This window comes from Pseudomonas sp. LF-5 (genome assembly GCF_037626295.1).
Classification (GTDB): Bacteria; Pseudomonadota; Gammaproteobacteria; order Pseudomonadales; family Pseudomonadaceae; genus Aquipseudomonas; species Aquipseudomonas monsensis.
In genome coordinates this window covers 257,031-276,798 of the sequence record NZ_JARKMT010000001.1, presented here as the reverse complement: position 1 = coordinate 276,798, position 19,768 = coordinate 257,031, and the positions used below count along the sequence as shown (strand labels likewise).

At 63.2% G+C, this 19,768-nt stretch carries 9 protein-coding genes (1 of these 9 running past the window's edge); 5 read left to right on the top strand and 4 right to left on the bottom strand.

Translation table 11 applies throughout. From position 1 onward, the window contains the following. Positions 1 to 30 precede the first annotated feature (30 nt). The 4 genes from PseuLF5_RS01200 to PseuLF5_RS01185 all read left to right on the top strand — a co-directional run bounded on the left by PseuLF5_RS01200 (position 31) and on the right by PseuLF5_RS01185 (position 5,343). Complete coding sequence (locus PseuLF5_RS01200) at positions 31 to 2,940, top strand: PAS domain-containing hybrid sensor histidine kinase/response regulator (RefSeq protein ID WP_340133257.1); 2,910 nt, start codon at positions 31 to 33, stop codon at positions 2,938 to 2,940. 7 nt (positions 2,941 to 2,947) lie between these two features. Continuing rightward, positions 2,948 to 4,198: an MFS transporter gene (locus PseuLF5_RS01195; RefSeq protein ID WP_340132725.1), complete on the top strand. Its 1,251-nt coding sequence runs from the start codon at positions 2,948 to 2,950 to the stop codon at positions 4,196 to 4,198. A 147-nt stretch (positions 4,199 to 4,345) separates the two neighbouring features. Beyond that, positions 4,346 to 4,609 carry a hypothetical protein gene (locus tag PseuLF5_RS01190; protein WP_123462970.1) on the top strand — a complete coding sequence of 88 codons (264 nt, stop codon included), beginning with the start codon at positions 4,346 to 4,348 and terminating at the stop codon, positions 4,607 to 4,609. Next, positions 4,606 to 5,343 carry a Fic family protein gene (locus PseuLF5_RS01185; RefSeq protein WP_340132724.1) on the top strand — a complete coding sequence of 246 codons (738 nt, stop codon included), beginning with the start codon at positions 4,606 to 4,608 and terminating at the stop codon, positions 5,341 to 5,343. Before PseuLF5_RS01190 ends, PseuLF5_RS01185 begins: the two co-directional genes overlap by 4 nt. Positions 5,344 to 5,554: 211 nt before the next feature. Here the strand turns inward: PseuLF5_RS01185 and ycaC are convergent, their stop codons facing one another. Next, positions 5,555 to 6,187, bottom strand: a complete 633-nt coding sequence (ycaC, locus tag PseuLF5_RS01180) for an isochorismate family cysteine hydrolase YcaC (RefSeq protein WP_123462852.1) — start codon at positions 6,185 to 6,187, stop codon at positions 5,555 to 5,557. A 323-nt stretch (positions 6,188 to 6,510) separates the two neighbouring features. On the opposite strand from ycaC, the gene PseuLF5_RS01175 reads away from it, so the two are divergent. Beyond that, positions 6,511 to 7,260, top strand: coding sequence for a response regulator transcription factor (locus tag PseuLF5_RS01175; protein ID WP_340132723.1), 750 nt, complete (start codon positions 6,511 to 6,513; stop codon positions 7,258 to 7,260). 64 nt (positions 7,261 to 7,324) lie between these two features. Here PseuLF5_RS01175 and PseuLF5_RS01170 read toward each other — a convergent pair whose 3' ends face one another. The 3 genes from PseuLF5_RS01170 to PseuLF5_RS01160 all read right to left on the bottom strand — a co-directional run. Continuing rightward, the gene (locus tag PseuLF5_RS01170; RefSeq protein WP_186748144.1) at positions 7,325 to 9,283 is read right to left on the bottom strand and encodes a MacB family efflux pump subunit; all 1,959 of its coding nucleotides are present in this window, start codon (positions 9,281 to 9,283) and stop codon (positions 7,325 to 7,327) included. A gap of 2 nt (positions 9,284 to 9,285) precedes the next feature. Further along, positions 9,286 to 10,434 carry a macrolide transporter subunit MacA gene (gene macA, locus PseuLF5_RS01165; protein WP_267800754.1) on the bottom strand — a complete coding sequence of 383 codons (1,149 nt, stop codon included), beginning with the start codon at positions 10,432 to 10,434 and terminating at the stop codon, positions 9,286 to 9,288. Positions 10,435 to 10,500: 66 nt separating this feature from the next. Then, a protein-coding gene (locus PseuLF5_RS01160) for a non-ribosomal peptide synthase/polyketide synthase (RefSeq protein ID WP_340132722.1) crosses the window boundary here: on the bottom strand, positions 10,501 to 19,768 show its 3' portion. 8,555 nt of this gene lie beyond the right edge of the window; 9,268 of the gene's 17,823 nt are visible here — the last part of the coding sequence; its start codon lies off the right edge, out of view; its stop codon occupies positions 10,501 to 10,503.

Genomic DNA, 19,768 nt, shown 5'->3' with positions numbered 1-19,768 from the left:
CTTACCCGTGAGGCGCTGGAGGCAGAGGTCATGCGTCTGCGCCAGGCACTCGACACCGGCTCGGGAGCAACCGGCGTCGGAGCCCCGCCCGATATCGCCGCGCAACTGGCCGCGAGCCGCACAGCACTGGCCAGCAGTGAGGCGCGCCTGCGGGCGATCTTCGAGTGCGCGATCGACTTCGCGATGGTCGTCACCGACCCGTTGGGCAAAATCACCGAGTGGAACACCGGGGCCGTCAACGTCATGGGCTGGACCGCCGAAGAAATGCTCGGCCAGAGTGTCGAGCGCTTTTTCACCCCCGAGGACCGCGCAGCCGGCCGTGTCGAGCTGGAAATGCAGCGCGCCCTGCAGGAAGGACGCGCCTCCGATGAACGCTGGCATGTGCGCAAGGACGGGCAGCGGTTCTGGGCATCGGGCGAGTTGATGCCGCTTTACGACGACAACCAGTGCCATGGCGGCTTCGTCAAAATCCTGCGCGACCGCACCAGTGAGCATCTGGCCGGCCGCTCGCTGTTCGAAACCCAGGAGCGTTATCGCCTGGCGGTCAAGGCCACCCGCGACGCGGTATGGGACTGGGATCTGCGCACCAACCAGATCATCTGGAACGAAGCCCTGCAACAGGCGTATGGAATTGCCCCGGCCGCCATCGACTCGACCGCTGACTGGCGGTTCGCGCAGATCCACCCGCAGGATCGCCAAAGCGTCGAGGCCTCGATCCGCTCAGCCATCAACGGCAGCGGCTCGACCTGGAGCGCCGAATATCGCTTTCGCTGCCAGGACGGCTCTTACGCCGAGGTGCTTGATCGCGGCCACATGATTCGCAATGCCGACGGCCAGGCCGAACGCATGATCGGCGCGATGCTCGACCTGACCCGTTCGCGCAGTGCCGAAACCGCGCTGCGCCTGAGCGAAGAACGCTTCAGCACCATTCTGGAAACCATCGAAGCGGCGTTTGCCATCGTCAAGGTCAAATTCGACGCTGACGATCGCCCGGTGGACTACTTCTTCGTCGAAGCCAACCCGGCCTTCGAGCGTCAGGCCGGGGTCAATCTGCGCGGCAAATGGGTGACCGAGTTCGCGCCCAATCTGGAAAGCTTCTGGTTCGAAACCTACGGGCACGTCGCCAAAACCGGCGAACCGGCGAATTTCGAAAATTACGCCAACACCTTTGAACGCTGGTTCGACGTGCGCGCGGTGCGCGTCGGCGCCCCGGCTGATCGCCAGATCGCAATCTTTTTCAGCGACGTTACCCAGCGCCGTGATGCCGAAGAGCGTTTGCGGGTCAGCGAAGCGGTGGCCCGGGAAAACATCGAGCGCGTGCAACTGGCCCTCGCCGCCGGCGCCATTATCGGCACCTGGCATTGGGACCTGCCGACCGATTGCTTCACCGTTGACGAAGCCTTCGCCCGGGTGTTCAACCTTGATCCGGCTTTGGGTCGCGATGGCCTCAGCCTGGAACAAGTGGCGATGACCGTTCACCCCGACGACCAGGCCGCGCTCATCAGCGCGATCGACGAGGCAATTGCCCGCGGCGGCGCCTATTCCCATCAATACCGGGTGCGCGGCGCCGATGGAAAATACAACTGGATCGAGGCCAACGGCCGCGTCGAGTGCGCCGAGGACGGCACCCCGCTGCGTTTCCCCGGCGTGCTCATCGACGTCGAGGAACGACGCAACGTCGAAGCCGAGCGAGACCGCGCCAACGCCGCACTGCGGGCGCTCAACGACACCCTGGAACAACGCGTGACGGCACGCACCGCCGATCTTATGCAGGCCGAAGAAAAACTGCGCCAGTCGCAAAAAATGGAAGCCGTCGGGCAACTGACCGGCGGCCTGGCCCATGACTTCAATAACCTGCTGGCCGGCATTTCGGCAGCGCTGGAGCTGATGGAAAAGCGCATCGCACAGGGCCGCCTGAAGGACGTCGACAAGTATCTGGTGACCGCCCAAGGCGCCACCAAACGCGCCGCTGCCCTGACCCATCGACTCCTGGCATTCTCCCGACGCCAGACCCTCGATCCGCGCCCGACGGACGTCAACACGCTGATTGTCGGCATGACCGAACTGATCCAGCGCACGGTCGGCCCGAGTATTCGCCTGAAGACACTGGCGGCCGCCGACCTGTGGCCTGCCCTGGTCGACGCCAGTCAACTGGAAAACGCACTGCTCAACCTGTGCATCAATGCCCGCGACGCCATGCCCGACGGCGGCTGCATCACCGTGGAAACCTCAAATCGCTCCGTGACAGTGGAGTCGGCGCGTACCCTCGATATTCCTCAAGGCCAGTACCTGTGCCTGTGCGTGAAGGACACCGGCACCGGCATGAGCGCCGATATCGTCGCCAAGGCCTTCGACCCGTTTTTCACCACCAAGCCACTGGGCCAGGGCACCGGTCTGGGGCTGTCGATGATCTACGGCTTTACCAAACAATCGGGCGGCCAGGTGCGCGTGCACTCGCAAGTGGGCCAAGGCACGACCATGTGCATTTACCTGCCACGCTATTGCGGCGAGACTCAGCAAAATCACGATGCCACGCACAACATGACAACCCCGCTGGCAAAAGCCGGGGAAACGATCCTCATCGTCGACGACGAACCGACGGTGCGCATGCTGCTGCGGGACGTGCTCAGCGAACTCGGCTACGTCGTGCTGGTGGCGGCCGACAGCGTCGAGGGACTGGAGACGTTGCGTTCCAGTGCGCACATCGACCTGCTGATCACCGATGTCGGTTTGCCGGGGGGGATGAACGGCCGGCAAATGGCCGACGCGGGCCTGGAAATCCGGCCGAAACTGAAGACCTTGTTCATTACTGGCTACGCTGAAAACGCCGTGCTCGGCAATGGTCAACTCGGCCCGGGCATGCAGGTTCTGACCAAACCGTTCGCCGTCGACACGTTGGTGGCGCGGGTCAGCAACCTGATTTCGAACCCTGGGGAATGAGGCTGTCGTGAGCAATCAACTGGATCGGCGCAATAACCTGTCACTCGACAGCCTCAATTTTTTCCTCGCTGACGTACGCGACGGCCTCGGACCGTACCTGGCGATCTACCTGTTGGCCGTGCATCACTGGGACCCGGCCAGCATCGGCGTGGTCATGACCATTGCCGGGATCGCCGCGCTGATCACGCAAACGCCCGCCGGCGCACTGGTCGACGGCACCCGCGCCAAACGTGCATTGATCGCTATCGCCGCGCTGCTGGTGACTGGCAGCTGCCTGTTGCTGCCGTTCGTGAGTTCCTTCAGTCTCGTCGCGTTGACCCAGGCCCTGAGTGCGGCGGCTGCCTCGGTCTTCGCCCCGGCCATTTGCGCCATCACTCTGGGCATGACCGGGCCGCGCGCATTCACCCGGCGAACCGGGCGCAACGAAACGTTCAACCATGCCGGCAATGCCTGCGCGGCATTACTCGCCGGCCTGTTCGCCTACCTGTTCGGCCCTGTCGCCGTGTTCTACCTGATGGCCGCGATGGCACTCGCCAGCGTGATTGCCATTCACTTCGTTGCGGCAGACGCCATCGACCATGACGTCGCACGCGGCCTCGACCCCGCCGAGGCCGGCCAGCGCCAACCTTCTGGCTGGTCGGTGCTGCTGACCAACCGACCGCTGCTGTTATTTGCCATTTGCTGCGCGCTGTTCCACCTGGCCAACGCCGCGATGCTGCCGCTGGTCAGTCAAAAACTGTCGCTGACCAATCTGCAAATGGCCACGCCACTGACCTCCGCCTGTATCGTCGCGGCACAACTGGTCATGGTTCCGGCGGCCATGCTGGTCGGCGCGAAAGCCGACGTCTGGGGGCGCAAGCCATTGCTGCTCGCCGGTTTCCTGATTCTGCCGCTGCGCGGCGTGCTCTACACCTTGTCCGACGACCCTTACTGGCTGGTGGCCGTGCAGATGCTCGACGGCGTTGGTGCAGGCCTGTTCGGCGCGCTGTTCCCGATCATGGTCAAAGACCTCACCCAAGGCACCGGCCACTTCAACATCAGCCTCGGCGCCCTGACCACCGTCTTCGGCCTGGGCGCTGCACTGAGCAACGGCCTGGCCGGATTCGTCGTGCAAGGCGCCGGTTACAGTGCTGCGTTTCTGACACTGGCAGGGGTTGCGGGCGTGGCGGTGGCGGTGCTTTGGGCGGGAGTTCCGGAGACGTTACGGGGCGAGCCAGATGTCGAAACTGCGCCGACCAATGTGGCGCTTGGCAGGTAGCATTGCGTTGCCCGCTCCCACAGATTTTGCGATGGTCATGAAATTGCGGTGTCGATCAGAGTCTGGTGGGCAGGTAAAGCACTGGCTGACAAGCCTGTAGAAATGACGCCATGCTATGCTCTGAAAGAGAAAACAAGGGGTTTCCAAATGACTAGATCAGCCACTGACAGCGTTGCGACTGAAGTTCGCCTGCTCGCCAAAGAACACAAGGTCAGCGCCGATCGCGACAACCTGAGCTGCATGGCAGTGACCATTACACGCCTGGCGGGTGACATGGTGGAGCTGGACGGTGTCGAGCAATTGCTTGTTAACCTCAAAAGAAAAGGCGTGTTGAGCAAGACAGAGATCATGGCCCTGCAAGGACGCTATCTGCAGGAAAAAAGGCGTGGTAAACAGCAGCCCACCGCATGACTTTCGATCCCTTCGGCGATTTCGAAACTGAAGGTTATCTTCAAAACTCGCTCAAACTCAAAGATCCCATTGAAGTAAAGGAATCTGAGCATCTCTCCTTTGAAGCCAGTATCGACGACGCTCTCGCCTACCTCGCCAGGAAAAAGCCCATCGACTACCAAGCTGTCCTCAAAACACACGAAATACTGTTCTCCGGGTTTTACCCTTGGGCGGGTAAAGACAGGAATGAACTGGTCCCACATCTGGCCGTTTTCAAGGGATCGAAGGATGATCCTCATCACACGATATTTGAGCGTCCCGACCTTATCAAAAGGTCCGTCGAATATGCCCTTGAGCTCGCAGCAAACAAGAAACGCTTCCGAGCCAGGCCTGGCGAGGTAATGGGCCAACTGGCTTCTGCTCACCCCTTTCTGGACGGTAACGGCCGTACGATCCTGCTTGTCTACATGGAGCTGTGCTTTCGGACCAAATTCGCCATCAATTGGGCAAAAACCAGCAAGGATGACTATTTGCGGGCACTCGGCGACGAGATTCGAGATCCGTTTCAAGGCCATCTGGATGGCTACTTGTCGCCGTTTGTAATCGACATTTCCAGTCGTGAGGAATGGCCGGAAATGATTGGCGGTATAAAGGGGCTGGATGGCCTGGATAAAGAAGGCATCACGTATGAGAGTCTGGATGATCCCGAGGTTCAACGCCTCTACAAAACGTATCGGGCAAAGCCTCTCGAGTGATGATTAACCCTTGCCTTGAATCGCCTCACCCGTGCTTCTGAAACCGAAATAGAATCAAAAGCCCACTGTTCAGGCAGGCTTTTGATTGGGCGAGCAACCCCAAGGTCACCCTTCCCATAACTGACCGCTAGTGGTTTATGGACGCGCGGCAACAACCGCTGACAAAAAAGCCTGCTTTTCAAAGCAGGCTTTTCCTTTGAACCGTGTCGGCTTACTTCTGCTGAGCCGTCAACGCCGCATAACCATTCATCAAGTTGCGATAGTTCGGAATCCGTTGCGACAGCAGGTTACCCAGCCCTTCGATGTCGTTGCGCCAGTCGCGGTGCAGTTCGCAGGCCACCGAGAACCAGTTCATCATCTGTGCGCCGGCCTGGGTCATGCGGTTCCACGCGGCTTGTTGCACGGTGGTGTTGAAGGTGCCGGAGGCATCGGTGACGACGAACACGTCGAAGCCTTCGGCCAGGGCCGACAGGGTCGGGAACGCAACGCACACATCGGTTACCACGCCGGCGATGATGATCTGTTTGCGACCGGTGGCCTTGATAGCCTTGACGAAGTCTTCGTTGTCCCAGGCGTTGATCTGACCCGGGCGGGCAATGTACGGCGCGTCGGGGAACATTTCTTTCAGTTCCGGCACCAGCGGGCCGTTCGGGCCTTGTTCGAAGCTGGTGGTGAGGATGGTCGGCAAGTTGAAGAATTTCGCCAGATCGGCCAGCGCCAGCACGTTGTTCTTGAACTCGTTGGGCGAGAAGTCCTGGACCAGGGAGATCAGGCCGGTCTGGTGGTCGACCAGCAGTACCACGGCGTCGTCTTTGTTCAGGCGGTTGTAGGTTGGAGTGTTCATCTGCGCGTCCCTTTTCAATGTTGGAAATTGTTGTTGCGTTCAAGTTGGGCACAGATTACTGGGGGGCCGGAAAAGGATAAATCCGTTGAAAAGCGTTTCACCGTCAACTCAAACAGGACAATCCAGGCGAACCCTGGCGATAGATCCACGCACGCTTGAAGAATCGCGACGGATGCTCGTTATGAGCTAATAACACCTTCATTAAACGGTCGCTAAAACGTTGTACTAGGATAGGATCCAATGCAGCGCGTGTTTGCCGTTCAGGGAGATCGTCGGCGGCGCGGCTGGAAGTCTGTCTCTACGTACATTCATGGATGACGCATATGAATTCACACCTGTTTCCCCACATCGGCAAAGTGATTGCCAGCACCGGCAGCCGGCACTTCCCGCGCATGCTGCATGACCTGATCCTCACCCAGTTGGCAGTGGACGCCACGCACATCCGGCAGATGCGCGTCGAACCGGTGAGCCGCGCCGCCAGTCGTGGTGAGCCGGGGCCGGTCAAAGACTCGGCGCAACTGGCAGAGACGCTATTCTCCGAACACAGCGCTGCGGCGGCCCATGCGCCGCACGCAGCGGATTCTTCGAGCGTGGCCGATGCCTCGCAACTGCACCTGACCCGCCGTAAGGACGGTTTTCGCTACGTGATTTCGGTGTACCGCAATGCGCAGTCGCAGCGGTTTTCGGCGCAGGAACGCAGCTTGTTGCAGGACATCTCGCCGGTGCTGCTGCCGATGGTGGAAAAACACATCAGCGCCCTGCAGCCGACGAACCATGACACGGCGACTCTCGCCGAGGCAGCGGAAGGCAGCGGCCTGCAAACCCTGCGCCTGCGTTTCACCGAGCGTCTGGAACAATTGGGACTGAGCCTGTCGAACCGCGAAACCGAGGTGTGCGTCGGCCTGCTGGCCGGGCGTACCGCCCCGGAACTGGCGGAGCTGTTGCAGTTGAAGGTCAACACCGTGGAAAGCTATCTCAAACGCGCGGCGATCAAGCTGGGGATCAGCGGACGCCATTCGTTGATGCGCTGGATGTATTCGCCTCAGGACACCTCGGCCTCCACCGCAGCCTGATCCCATCCGCATTCCCCCAAGGAGCTGCCGCAGCCTGCGGCAACTCCTTGGGGCAATCAGCTATTCAGTCACGGGCCAGTGCTTCGATTGGATCGAGCCGCGAGGCGTTGCGGGCCGGGACGAAGCCGAAGACGATGCCGATCAGGGTCGAGCAGATCACCGCTGTGAGCACCGACGCGAGGGAGAAGACCATTTCCCATTCCTTGATGAACACCGAAAACAAATGGCCGATGCCGTAGGACAGCGAAATCCCGATCGCCCCGCCCAACAGACAGACCATCACGGCCTCCACCAGAAACTGCTGACGAATGTCCGACTGCCGCGCCCCCACCGCCATGCGGATGCCAATCTCGCGGGTGCGTTCGGTGACTGACACCAGCATGATGTTCATCACTCCGATACCACCGACCACCAGCGAAATCACCGCGATCAACGACAGCAGCAAGGCCAGCGAGCGGCTGGTTTTCTGCACGGTCTGCAAGACGCTGTCGAGGTTGTTGGTGAAGAAATCCTTGGTGCCGTGGCGCTGCTGCAACAACTGAATAACGTGCTCTTCCACCACTTTGCTCGGCTGGCCGTCCTTCATGCGCACGCTGATGCTATCCAGATAACGCTGGCCCAGCACCCGGCCGGCGGCGGTTTCATAGGGCACCCAGACGTTGAGGGTCTTGCCTGAAGCGAACAGGTTTTTGTTTTCCGCAGCAACCCCGATCACCGTGCACGGCAGGTTGCCGATCAAAATCACCTGCCCCAACGGATCGACTCCCTCACCGAACAAACGCTGGCGGGTGTTGTGATCGATCACCACCACCTGGGCCTGACGCCGCGCATCGCTTTCGCTGAATGCGATGCCCTCGGCCATCCTGATCCCGCGCACTTTGAAATACTGATCGCTGACGCCGTTGACCTGCGCATCCACGTCGATATTGCGATAGCGCAGCAACAGGCTACGGCCAATCATCGGCGTGGCGCTGTCGACGTAGTACAACTGATTCAGCGCCGTGACGTCGGCGGGCACCAGGGTTTCAATGGAGGCGGCGCGCTTGTCGCCGTAACTTCGCCCGGGAAACACGTCGATGGTATTACTGCCGATGGCCGCGATGTCCTTGAGCACGTAGCGCTTGGCACCCTCGCCGACCGCCGAGATCGACACCACCGAGGTGATGCCGATGACGATGCCGAGCATGGTCAGCAACGTGCGCATGCGGTGCGACACCAGCGCGATCCAGGCCATGCTGAAGGCTTCCTTGAACAGGCCAAGGCTGGCTACCAGACGGCGCGTGGCGGTGGCTTTGGGGGTCACTGGTTCTTCACTGAGCAGGTGCGTGGTGTCACGTTCGTTCGTGCGGTCGCTGAGGATTTCGCCGTCGCTGACTTCGATGATGCGCTCGGCATTGGCTGCGACTTTCGGGTCGTGGGTCACCAGAATCACCGTGTGCCCGGCCGCGTGCAGCTCCAGCAGGATGCGCATCACTTCCTTGCCGCTGGTGGTGTCGAGGGCGCCGGTGGGTTCGTCGGCGAGGATCACTTCGCCGCCGTTCATCAACGCCCGGGCGATACTCACGCGCTGCTGCTGGCCGCCGGAGAGCTGGCTCGGCCGGTGGCTCAGATGTTCTTCCAGGCCCAGCCGCGCCAACAGCTCGCGGGCGCGGGCGTGGCGCTGCAGCTGTGGCGTGCCGGCATAAATCGCCGGCATCTCGACGTTGTGCATGGCGCTCAGGTGCGGCAGCAAGTGGTAGCGCTGGAAGATGAAACCGAAATAGTCACGACGCAGTTCGGCGAGGGCCTGATTGTCGAGGTCGCGGGTTTCCTGGCCGTTGATTTTGTAGCTGCCCGCCGTGGCGTAATCGAGGCACCCGAGGATGTTCATCAAGGTCGATTTGCCAGAGCCCGAGGCGCCGATGATCGCGACCATTTCCCCGGCGTTGATCGTCAGGTCGATGTTCTTCAGGGCGAGGAATTCGCGGTCACCGGCGGTGAAACTGCGGGTGATGCCGCTGAGCTGGAGCAGTGGCTGCGTCATGCTCAGGCCCCCGCCACATTCGTCACCGGATCACCGATCACCACACGGTCGCCTTCGGCCAGACCGGCATTGACCTGCACCTTGACGTTGTTGTTGATCCCGGTCTGCACATTGCGCGACTGGGCGTGGCCCTTGGCGTCGAGCACGCGCACCGGGAAACTGCCGTCGGCGTTGCGTGGACCGAGGGCCGCCACGGGAATGGTCAACACCGATTTGGCGGTATCGAGCACCACCCGCACCTGCGCCGTCATCGAGATGCGCAAACGGTGATCGAGATTAGGCACCTCGAACAAGGCGTTGTAGAACACCGCGCTGCTTTGCTTGGGCGTACCGGCCGCCGGGGTCTCGAGGAAATTCTGCGGGGCCGGTTCGGTGCCGCGCAGTTTGGCGTAATAGCGTTTGTCCTCACCGAGAATGGTGAAATACACCTCCTGCCCCGGCGCGATGTGAATCACATCAGCTTCCGAAACCTGCGCCTTGACCGTCATGGTGTCCAGATCCGCCAGTTTCAACAGCACCGGCGCCAACTGGTTGGCGATCACCGTCTGGCCTTCCTGGGTGACGATGCCGACTACATCGCCGTCGATCGGCGCGACAATCCGCGTGTAGGCCAGGTTGACCTTGGCCGTGTCGATCTGGATGTGTGCGCTTTTGATCTGCGCCTCCAGCGACATCAGGTTGGCCTGCTGCACCTGATAGTTCGACTCAGCGGTTTCAAAATCCTGGCGCGAGATCGAAGCATCCTCCTGCAGGTTCTGATAGCGCTCGTAAATCGCCCTGGTCTGCTTGAGCTGGGCCTGGGTCGCGCGTTTTTGCGCTTGCAGGTTCTCTTCATCGACCTGGGCCTGACGCAGGGTGTTTTGCAGCACCAGCGGATCGATTTCCGCCAGCCACTGGCCCTTTTTCACTTTGTCGCCGACCTTGACCTTGAGCGACTTCAACTGGCCGGAGACCTGCGCGCCGACATCCACCTGTTTGATCCCTTCAAGCACGCCAGTGGCCAGCACCGCGTTCTCGATATCATCCCGCTCGACCGTGGCGGTCAGGTACTGCGGTGCCTCGGCCGGTGCCTGCACCGTGTAGAACACCAACCCGGCCACTGCCGCCAGTGCCAATCCCATACCGACTTTGCGCAACTTCGACTTTTCCATAAATGACCACAAGTCCGTTCAGGGGTGAGCCCGGCCAGCGGCCGGGCTCCTTTTTAAAAACAATATTCAGGACAACACTTTGCCCACCGGCACCGACAAGCCGTCATGCCACCACGCCGCGAAGCTGAAGACGTTGGGCGCCTTGAGAATCGTGAAATGGTTGCCCGGCCCGTACCACACGGCGAGGTCGTTGACATGACGCTGCCAGCCTTCAAGCATCGCCGCCTGCTCGCGCTGATTGCCCCACGCGTCCAGGGTCGGATCATCGACCAGCACCAGCCGCACCGGCCCGGTGTAGGTCAGTGGCGGTTGATAGACCGTGCGCAGCGCCGTGGCGAAGGTACGCACCGGGCCGTGCATCGCATCCGGCGCCGCGCGCTCCGACAACACGCCGGCGCGGACCATGCCGGCATGCAGCAGGCGCAGTTGCGTGGCGTCATCGGCGTCGACGAAGGCCTGCGGATCGATGCCCAGCGACTTGCCGCTGGACAGTTGCAGCGTGTCGATCAAGCGCTGCAGCGCCGCCGTGCCGGTATACGGCTTGCCTGCGGTACCGTTGCCGCCCGGCGCCTCGCTGTCGATCAACGTCAGCGACGCCACTTCACGTCCCTGCGCTTGCAACTGCGCGGCCATGGCATGCGCGACCCAACCGCCGAACGAATGGCCGATCAGGTGCACCGGGCCTTGCGGGTATAGCTGCTCGACAGCTTGCAGATAGAACACCGCAGCCGCCTCGACCTGACTGTGCGGCACGCCGATGCCGTCCAGCCCCCGCGGTTGCAGGCCGATGATCGGCCATTCCGGGCCAATGGCTTCGGTCAGGTGAATAAACCCCGTGACGCTGTCACCGGCCCCCGGCACACAGAAAATCGGCGCATGTCCCAAGTGTCCGCTCTGGATCGTCAGGAGCGGCTGGTACTGCGCAGGCTCAGGGGGTTGCACGGCGTCCAGCGCCTGCGTGATGGCCTGCCCCAACGCCTGGATATGCGGCGCCTTCATCATGGTGCGGTGATCGCCGGGGATGTCGATGCAGTGCAGCCAATGGCTGGCGAACCGCGCTTCCCAACCCCGCGTCGGGCTGGGCAGAGACTGCCCGTCCATCAGCTCCTGAGCGCGGAACAGATGGATCGTCTGGCTCGCCGGGCTGACCCGGTAATGCGCTAGTGCCAGGCGATGCGCCGCTTCGCGATCAAAGTAATGCCGGGCATCCGCAGCGCTGACCGTGGCCAGCTCCGGATCGGTCAAGTGCTGTGCCAGGCAACGCTGGAACAACTGATCGAAATCCAGTGCACCGGCGGCGTCTTCCAGCGCCTGCACCGCCGCCAGTGCGCTGGCGCCGTCGGCACCGAGCATCAGCGAACGGCCACGGCAATGGCCAAGCAACTGGCGCTTGTCCAGCCCCTCGCCACTCCACAGCGCCTTGTCCTGCGCCAGCGAGTTGGGCGCGTAGCTGTCGAGCAGGCCGATGAAGTCCACCACCTGATCCTGACCGAGCAACTGCTGGGCGACCTCATGGGCCAGCACGCCACCGAACGACCAGCCCGCCAGCCGATACGGCCCCTGCGCCTGCACCGAACGGATGATCCCGGCCATGCGCCGAGCCATGCACTCAAGGGTGCGCAACTGCGGCTGTCCAAGCGGCACGCCGGGCAGGCCGTAAATCGGGAACGTCCCGCCTATATGCTGCGCCAGCGTCGGGAAATACACGTCGCGGCCACTGAACTCATGCAGCAGGAACAACGGCGTACCGTGATCCCCGGCGCGCACCACGACCAGTCCGTCCGGTTCCCCGGCGCTCTCGCCCTGCCCCAGCAACGCAGCGGCGGATTCGACACTCGGGTGCTGGAACAGCTCGGCCAGCGACACTTGCAGACCGGCCCGTTGCAGCTGATTGACCAGTCGCACCGCGAGCAACGAATGCCCGCCCAGCTCAAAGAAGTTGTCGTGACGACCGACCTGTTCGACACCCAGCACCTCGGCCCAGACCCGCGCCATGGTGGTTTCGGTTTCACCTTGCGGCGCCACGTAAGGGCGGCTGATCAACGCGTCCACACCCGGCTCCGGCAGAGCCTTGCGGTCGACCTTGTCGTTCGGTGTCAGCGGCAACGCATCGAGCAGCACGAAGGCGCCGGGCACCATGTATTCCGGCAAGCGTTCCAGCACATGCGCGCGCAAGGCTTCCAGACCTGGCGTCTCGATCCCGGCACGCACGGTGTACCAGGCCACCAGACGTTCGTCGCGCACCATCACCACCGCGTCGCGGAGCGCCGGATGCTCAATCAGCCGCGCTTCGATCTCGCCGGGTTCCAGACGTAACCCGCGCAGCTTGATCTGGAAGTCGTTGCGGCCGAGGAATTCGAGGTTGCCGTCATGGCAATAGCGCGCCAGATCGCCAGTGCGATACAGCCGGTCCCCCGGCACAAACGGACTGTCGATAAAGCGCTCGGCCTGCATCTGCGGCAAGCCGTGATAACCCCGCGCCACCCCCACGCCGCCGATGTGCAACTGACCGCTGACGCCTTGCGGCACCGGTTGATCATGGTCATCGAGGACGTACAGGCGAGTGTTGCTCAGCGCCTTGCCGATCGGCACCACGCTGTCCGGCAGCGACATGCCCGGTTCAAGCGTCCAGCCGGTGCTGTCGACGGTGGTTTCAGTCGGGCCATAGACGTTGTGCAAACGCACCCACGGCAGGCGCTGGCGCACTTGCCGAACCAGCGCAGCACTGAGCTCGCCGCCACCATTCAGCACATCGGTGAGGCTGGTGCACTGGCTGACATCGTCCTGCTCGATAAAGTCCTGCAGCAGCGCCGGTACGAACTTCACCACCGTCACGTTGTGCTCGCGAATGGCCCGCACCACATACGCCGAATCACGGTTGCCGTCGGGCCGTGCAAGCACCAGGCGCAACCCGGTACACAGCGGCCAGAAGATTTCCCACACGGAGCTGTCGAAGCTGAACGGCGCCTTTTGCAACAACGCGCCGTGCGCGGTTGGCGAACTGATCTGCGAGCCCCAATGCACCATGTTGCAGGCGCTGCGGTGTTCGATCATCACGCCCTTCGGCAGCCCCGTGGAACCCGAGGTGTAGATCATGTACGCAAGGTTCGCAGCACTCAGGCCCGGCACCTGCGGAGCATGATCCGGCAGCTGCTGCCAGGTGCCGCGATCAAGCTCGATCAGCCCGGCCGCCGACTCGGCGAACAACGAACGCGTCGCCGCCTGCACCAGCACCGCCACCGGCGCGCTGTCCTTGAGCATGTAGGCCAGTCGTTCCGCCGGATAACCCGGGTCCAGCGGCACATACGCCCCGCCCGCTTTCAGAATCCCGAGCAGACCAACCACCAGATCCAGCCCGCGCTCGACGCAGATCGCCACTCGCGCCTCCGGCTGCACGCCTTGCGCACGCAGGTGATGAGCCAGCTGATTGGCGCGCTGATCAAGCTCGCGGTACGTCAGACTGCCAGCGTCGGACTGCACCGCCAGCGCCTGCGGTTTGAGCCGTGCCTGTTCCTCGAACAAACGGTGCAGCGGTTGCTCCAGCGGGCAATCGACCTCGGTCGCGTTGTAGTCGATCAACAAGCGCTGACGTTCCTGCGCGTCGAGCAACGGCACCTGCGCCAGCACCGTCTGATCATCGCTGACCAGCGCCGTCAGCAGTTGCTGGAAATAACCGACAAAGCGGCGGATCGTCGACTCGTCGAACAACGCCGTGGCGTAGTTCAGCGCACCGCGAATCCCGTCCGCGTGCGCGCCCAGGGTCAACGACAGGTCGAACTTGACGAAGCGCCCTGCCCCGGCCACGCCTTCGAGAGTCAGGTCACCCAGTTTCACACTCGGCCCATCGTTGTTGTCCCAGCTCAACAGGGTCTGGAACAGCGCGCTATGGGACAGGCTGCGCAGCGGTTTGCAAATGTCCACCACCTGCTCGAACGGCAGGTCCTGATGCGCCTGCGCCTGCAGGGTTTGCGCCTTGACACGCGCCAGCAAGGCTTCGCCACTCGGCTCGCCGGAGGTGTCGATGCGCAAGGCCAGGGTGTTGACGAACATGCCGATCAAGCCTTCGATCTCGGCGCGGGTGCGGTTGGCCACCGGCGAACCGATGACCACATCGGCCTGGCCGGACAGGCGACTGAGGGTCATCGCCCACGCGCTCATGATCACCATGTACGGCGTCACTGCGCGACGCTGGCACAGCGCCGTGAGCCCGGCACTGACCGGCTCGCCCAACACCACCTCGACGCTGCCGCCGCTGTGATCCTGTTGCGCCGGACGCGGCCGGTCGGTGGGCAAGGTCAGCAAGGCCGGCGCACCGGCCAGGGTCTGTTGCCAGTAATCGCTCTGGCGTTGCAGCACCTCGCCACTGAGCCAGCGCCGCTGCCACACCGCGTAATCGGTGTATTGCAGCAGCAGTGGCGGCAGCGGATCGGCTTCGCCGTGGCTGAACGCCTGATACAGCGCCGCCAGCTCGCGGGTCAGCACGCCCATCGACCAGCCGTCGGAGATGATGTGGTGCAGCGTCAGCAACAGCACGTGGTGATCGTCGGCCAGCCGCACCAGACGGCCACGGATCAGCAAATCATGTTGCAGATTGAACGGCGCCGACGCTTCGGCCTCGCTCAAGCGACGCAAGGCGTCATCGGCCTGCGGGTGCTCACGCAAGTCTTCGACCTGCAGCAGCAAACCGCTCTGCTCCTCCCGGATCAGCACCTGCGCCTCGTCGTCGCGCTGGATAAAGCGGCTGCGCAGGGTTTCATGGCGTGCGACGATCCGCGCCAGTGCCCGTTGCAGGGCCACTTCATCGAGGCGCCCGCGCAGGCGCAGGCCGACCGGGATGTTGTACGCCGAGTGGCCACCGCCCATTTGTGCCAGGAACCACAGACGCTGTTGGGCAAACGATAGCGGCAACGCTTGATCACGCGGCGCCGGCAGAATGTCCGGCAACGTGCTGCGCCCGGCGCGGCTGAGCACCTCGGCCACGGCCGCCAGCTCCGGATTGGCAAACAGCTCGGCCAATGTCAGCTCCACGCCCAGTTGCTGGCGTACCTGCGACAGCATGCGCATCGCCAACAGCGAGTGCCCGCCCAGTTCAAAGAAGTTGTCGTGACGCCCGACCTGGGCAACCTGCAACACCTCGGCCCAGACCTGGGCCAGGCGCTGTTCCAAAGGCGTCGCCGGGGCCACATAGACCCGGCTGAGCAGTGCCGCCTGCGTCGGTGCCGGCAGGGCCTTGCGGTCGATCTTGCCGTTGTTGTTCAGCGGCAGGGCCTCAAGTTGCACCCAGGCGCTCGGCACCATGTATTCCGGCAGCCGTGCCTGCAATTGCGCGTGCAGGTCGGCACTGTCTACGGATTGATCGTGGACGGTGTAGTACGCCACCAGACGTGCGTTTTCCTGGCCGTCGCGGCGCGCCAGCACCACCGCTTCCTTGATCCCGGCGCAGTTGAGCAAGCGATTTTCGATTTCCCCGAGTTCGATGCGGAAGCCGCGAATTTTCACTTGATCATCGTTACGCCCGATGCACTCCAGTTGCCCCGGCGCCAGCCACCGCACGAGGTCGCCAGTGCGATACAGCAGCGCGCCGGGCTGGTCGCTGAACGGATCACGGAGGAATTTCTCGGCGGTCAGATCCGCACGGTTGAGATACCCCAGCGCCACGCCCTGCCCGCCGATGTACAACTCGCCGGTCACGCCCTGGGGCACCAGTTGCTGATGGGCATCGAGCACGTAGACCTGCGTGTTGGCAATCGGCCCGCCAATCGGCACGCTCTCGGCGTTTTCCGCCACCTGCTGCACTTCGAAGGTCGTCGCGTAGGTGGTGGTTTCAGTCGGGCCGTAGCAATGCACGAGGCGCAGCGCCGGCGCCTCGGCCAGCAGCGTGCGGAACGCCGCCGGATCGCCGCGCTCGCCCCCGCACAACAGAATGCGCAGGTCTTTGAGCGCCTGCGGAATCAGTTGCACGTACTGGTTGAACAGCGCCGTGGTGACGAACAGGATCGTCGCCCCGCTGGCGCTCAGTTCCCGGCCAAAGGCGTGCGGGTCGAGCAGGGTCTGATGGTCGATGACCACCACGCGCCCGCCATTGAGCAGCGGCCCCCAGATGTCCATGGTGCTGGCATCGAACGCCGGGTTCGAGGCGAACACCACGCGGTCCTGCGCATTGAAATCGGCATAGCCGTTGTTCAGCACCAGGCGGCCGATGCCACGGTGCGGCACCATCACACCTTTCGGGGTGCCCGTGGAGCCCGAGGTGTACATGACGTACGCCAGCGATTCCGAGGACTGTAGCCGATTCGGGTTGTGCGTCGGCTGGTCGCTGAGCGTCAGGCGATCCAGGTCGATGCGCGCCACGCTAAAGTCGATCGCTTCGCTGCTGAGGGTCAGCAACGCCACGGCCTGACAGTCCTCGACCATGAATGCCTGACGTTCGCTCGGTGCATGGATATCCAGCGGCACGTAAGCTGCCGCACACTTGGCAATCGCCAGTTGTGCGACCAGCAATTCCAGCGACCGCGGCAGCAGGATCGCCACGCGATCCCCCGGTTGCACGCCGTGGCCGATCAAGTGATGGGCCAGACGATTGGCCCGTGCATTCAGCTCGAAGTAGCTCAGCGACTGCGCACCATGCACCGCCGCCACCGCTTTGGGATGCGCCGCCGCCTGTTGCTGGAACACCCCGTGCACGGTCAGCGCCTGCGGGTAGTCACGGGCGGTGGCGTTGAAGTCGTGCAGCAAGCGCTGACGCTCGTCCGCCGCCAGCAACGGCACCTGCTCCAGTACCGCGTGATCATCGCCGACCATGGCCGCCAATAGTCGCTGGAAGTAGCCGACATAACGCAGGATCGTCGCTTCATCGAACAACGCCGTGGCGTATTCGAGCGAACCGCGAATCCCCTCGCCGACTTCGCCCAGGGTCAAGGTCAGGTCGAACTTGGCAACATCGCCGGCGCTGGCCAGCGCTTGCAGGGTCAGTTCGCCCAGCGCCAGATCCGGCCCGACGCTGCTGTCCCAGCTCAAGGTGGTCTGGAACAACGGACTGTGGGCCAGACTGCGCAGCGGCCTGACGATTTCCACCACCTGCTCGAACGGCAGATCCTGATGGGCCTGCGCAGCCAGCGTCACCGCCTTGACCCGCGCCAGCAGCGCTTCGACGCTCGGTGCGCCGGAGGTGTCGATGCGCAAGGCCAGGGTGTTGACGAACATGCCGATCAAGCCTTCGATCTCGGCACGGGTGCGGTTGGCCACTGGCGCGCCGATCACCACGTCGGCCTGCCCGGACAACCGACTCATCAACAGCGACCAGGCACTGAGCACGGTCATGAACAAGGTGACGCCATGCCGCTGACTCAAGGCCTTGAGCCCGGCACTCAGGCGCGCATCCAGCAGCACTTCGACGCGACGCCCGGCGTAATCCTGCTGCGCCGGACGCGGCCGGTCGGTGGGCAAGGTCAACAGGGCCGGCGCGCCGGCGAGGGTCTGCTGCCAGTAATCGCTCTGGCGCTGCAACACCTCGCCACTGAGCCAGCGCCGTTGCCAGACCGCGTAGTCGCCGTATTGCAACGCCAGCGGCGGCAATGGATCGGGCTGTCCGTGGCTGAACGCCTGATACAGCGCCATCAGCTCGCGGGTCAGCACGCCCATCGACCAGCCGTCGGCGACGATGTGATGCACGGTCAGCAACAGCACGTGATGCTCGTCGGCCATTCGTACCAGACGTCCGCGAATCGGCGGATCGTTCTGCAGATCGAACGCTGTCGCGGCTTCCTGTGCTGTCAACGTTTGCAAGGTCGCTTCGGCCTGCGAGTGCCGGCGCAGGTCTGCGACCTGCAACACCATGCCGCTGCCGACCGGGGCGATAGCGACCTGCGCTGCATCGTCAATGCTCAGGAAACGGCTGCGCAAGGTTTCGTGACGCGCCACGATCTGCGCCAGCGAACGTTGCAGGGCGTCACCGTCGAGCCGCCCGCGCAAATGCAGGCCAATCGGAATGTTGTACGCCGAGTTACCGCCCGCCATCTGCGCCAGGAACCACAGGCGCTGCTGGGCGAAGGACAAGGTGCCGTCACGCGTGACCGGCAGGATTTGCGTCCGGCTGCTGACGTCCGCTGCGTACAGGCACCGGGCAACGGCCGCCAGTTCAGGGTTGGCGAAGAGGTCGGTCAGGGCCAGTTCCAGGCCCAGTTGCTGGCGCACCTGAGCGACCATGCGCATCGCCAGCAGCGAGTGGCCGCCGAGTTCGAAGAAATGATCATGGCGTCCGACCCGCTCCACCTGCAGCACCTCGGCCCAGATCTGCGCCAGGGTGGTTTCCGGCTCGCCTTGCGGCGCGGCGTACTCGCGGGTCAACAGCGCGGCCAGATCCGGTGCCGGCAAGGCCTTGCGGTCAACCTTGCCGTTGGCGGTCAACGGCCATGCATCGAGCCTGACAAAAGCGGCAGGCACCATGTACTCCGGCAGTTGCGCCAGCAGGTGTGCGCGCAACTGGCCAACGCTCAGCGACTCGCCCTGTTCGGTGTAATACGCCACCAGCCGTGGCTGGCCGGGCTCATCCTCACGGGCCAGCAACACCGCGTCCCTGATTGCGTCGAGTTGGTTGAGGCAGGTTTCGATTTCGCCCGGTTCGATGCGTACGCCACGGATCTTGACCTGATCATCGTTGCGCCCGAGGTATTCCAGGGTGCCGTCCTCGCGCCAGCGCGCCAGGTCGCCGCTGCGGTACATGCGTGCATTCGGCGCCGTGCTGAACGGGTCGTGCAGGAAGCGTTCCGCCGTCAGTTCCGGACGATTCAGATAACCCCGGGCCACGCCGGCACCGCCGACGTACAACTCGCCCATCACTCCCAGCGGCACGGGTCGTTGCTGTTCATCGAGCAGATACACCGTGGCGTTGCTCACCGGTTTGCCGATATGCAACGCCTGCCCGGCTTCGACCGTTCCGGAGGTCGCCACCACCGTGGCCTCGGTCGGGCCGTAGTTGTTGATCACCCGGAACGGCTGGTTGGCGTTGAACCGGCGCAGACGATCGCCGCCAATCAACAGGGTTTTCAGGGTCGGATGCGGCAGATTCTGGCTGAAGGCGTATTCGGCCACCGGGGTCGGCAGGAAGCTGACGTCCAAAGGCTGTGCGCGCCACCAGTGGAGCAAGGCGTCGATGTCTTCATTGCCGTCATGGGTGGGCGCCAGGTGCAGGGTCGCACCAACGCACAACGCCGGCCAGACCTCCCAGGCCATCGCGTCGAAGCCGAACCCGGCCAGGCTTGACGTTTGGCCGCCGGCGCGCAACTCGAATGCCTCGCAGTGCCAATCGACCAGATTGCTCAGCGTATGGTGTTCA

What these genes read in the sequence shown, in the direction of transcription:
- PseuLF5_RS01200 (WP_340133257.1), top strand. Translation starts at nt 31, where the DNA reads ATGCGTCTGCGCCAGGCACTCGACACCGGCTCGGGAGCAACCGGCGTC.
- PseuLF5_RS01190 (WP_123462970.1), top strand. Translation starts at nt 4,346, where the DNA reads ATGACTAGATCAGCCACTGACAGCGTTGCGACTGAAGTTCGCCTGCTC.
- PseuLF5_RS01185 (WP_340132724.1), top strand. Translation starts at nt 4,606, where the DNA reads ATGACTTTCGATCCCTTCGGCGATTTCGAAACTGAAGGTTATCTTCAA.
- ycaC (WP_123462852.1), bottom strand. Translation starts at nt 6,187, where the DNA reads ATGAACACTCCAACCTACAACCGCCTGAACAAAGACGACGCCGTGGTA.
- PseuLF5_RS01175 (WP_340132723.1), top strand. Translation starts at nt 6,511, where the DNA reads ATGAATTCACACCTGTTTCCCCACATCGGCAAAGTGATTGCCAGCACC.
- PseuLF5_RS01170 (WP_186748144.1), bottom strand. Translation starts at nt 9,283, where the DNA reads ATGACGCAGCCACTGCTCCAGCTCAGCGGCATCACCCGCAGTTTCACC.
- macA (WP_267800754.1), bottom strand. Translation starts at nt 10,434, where the DNA reads ATGGAAAAGTCGAAGTTGCGCAAAGTCGGTATGGGATTGGCACTGGCG.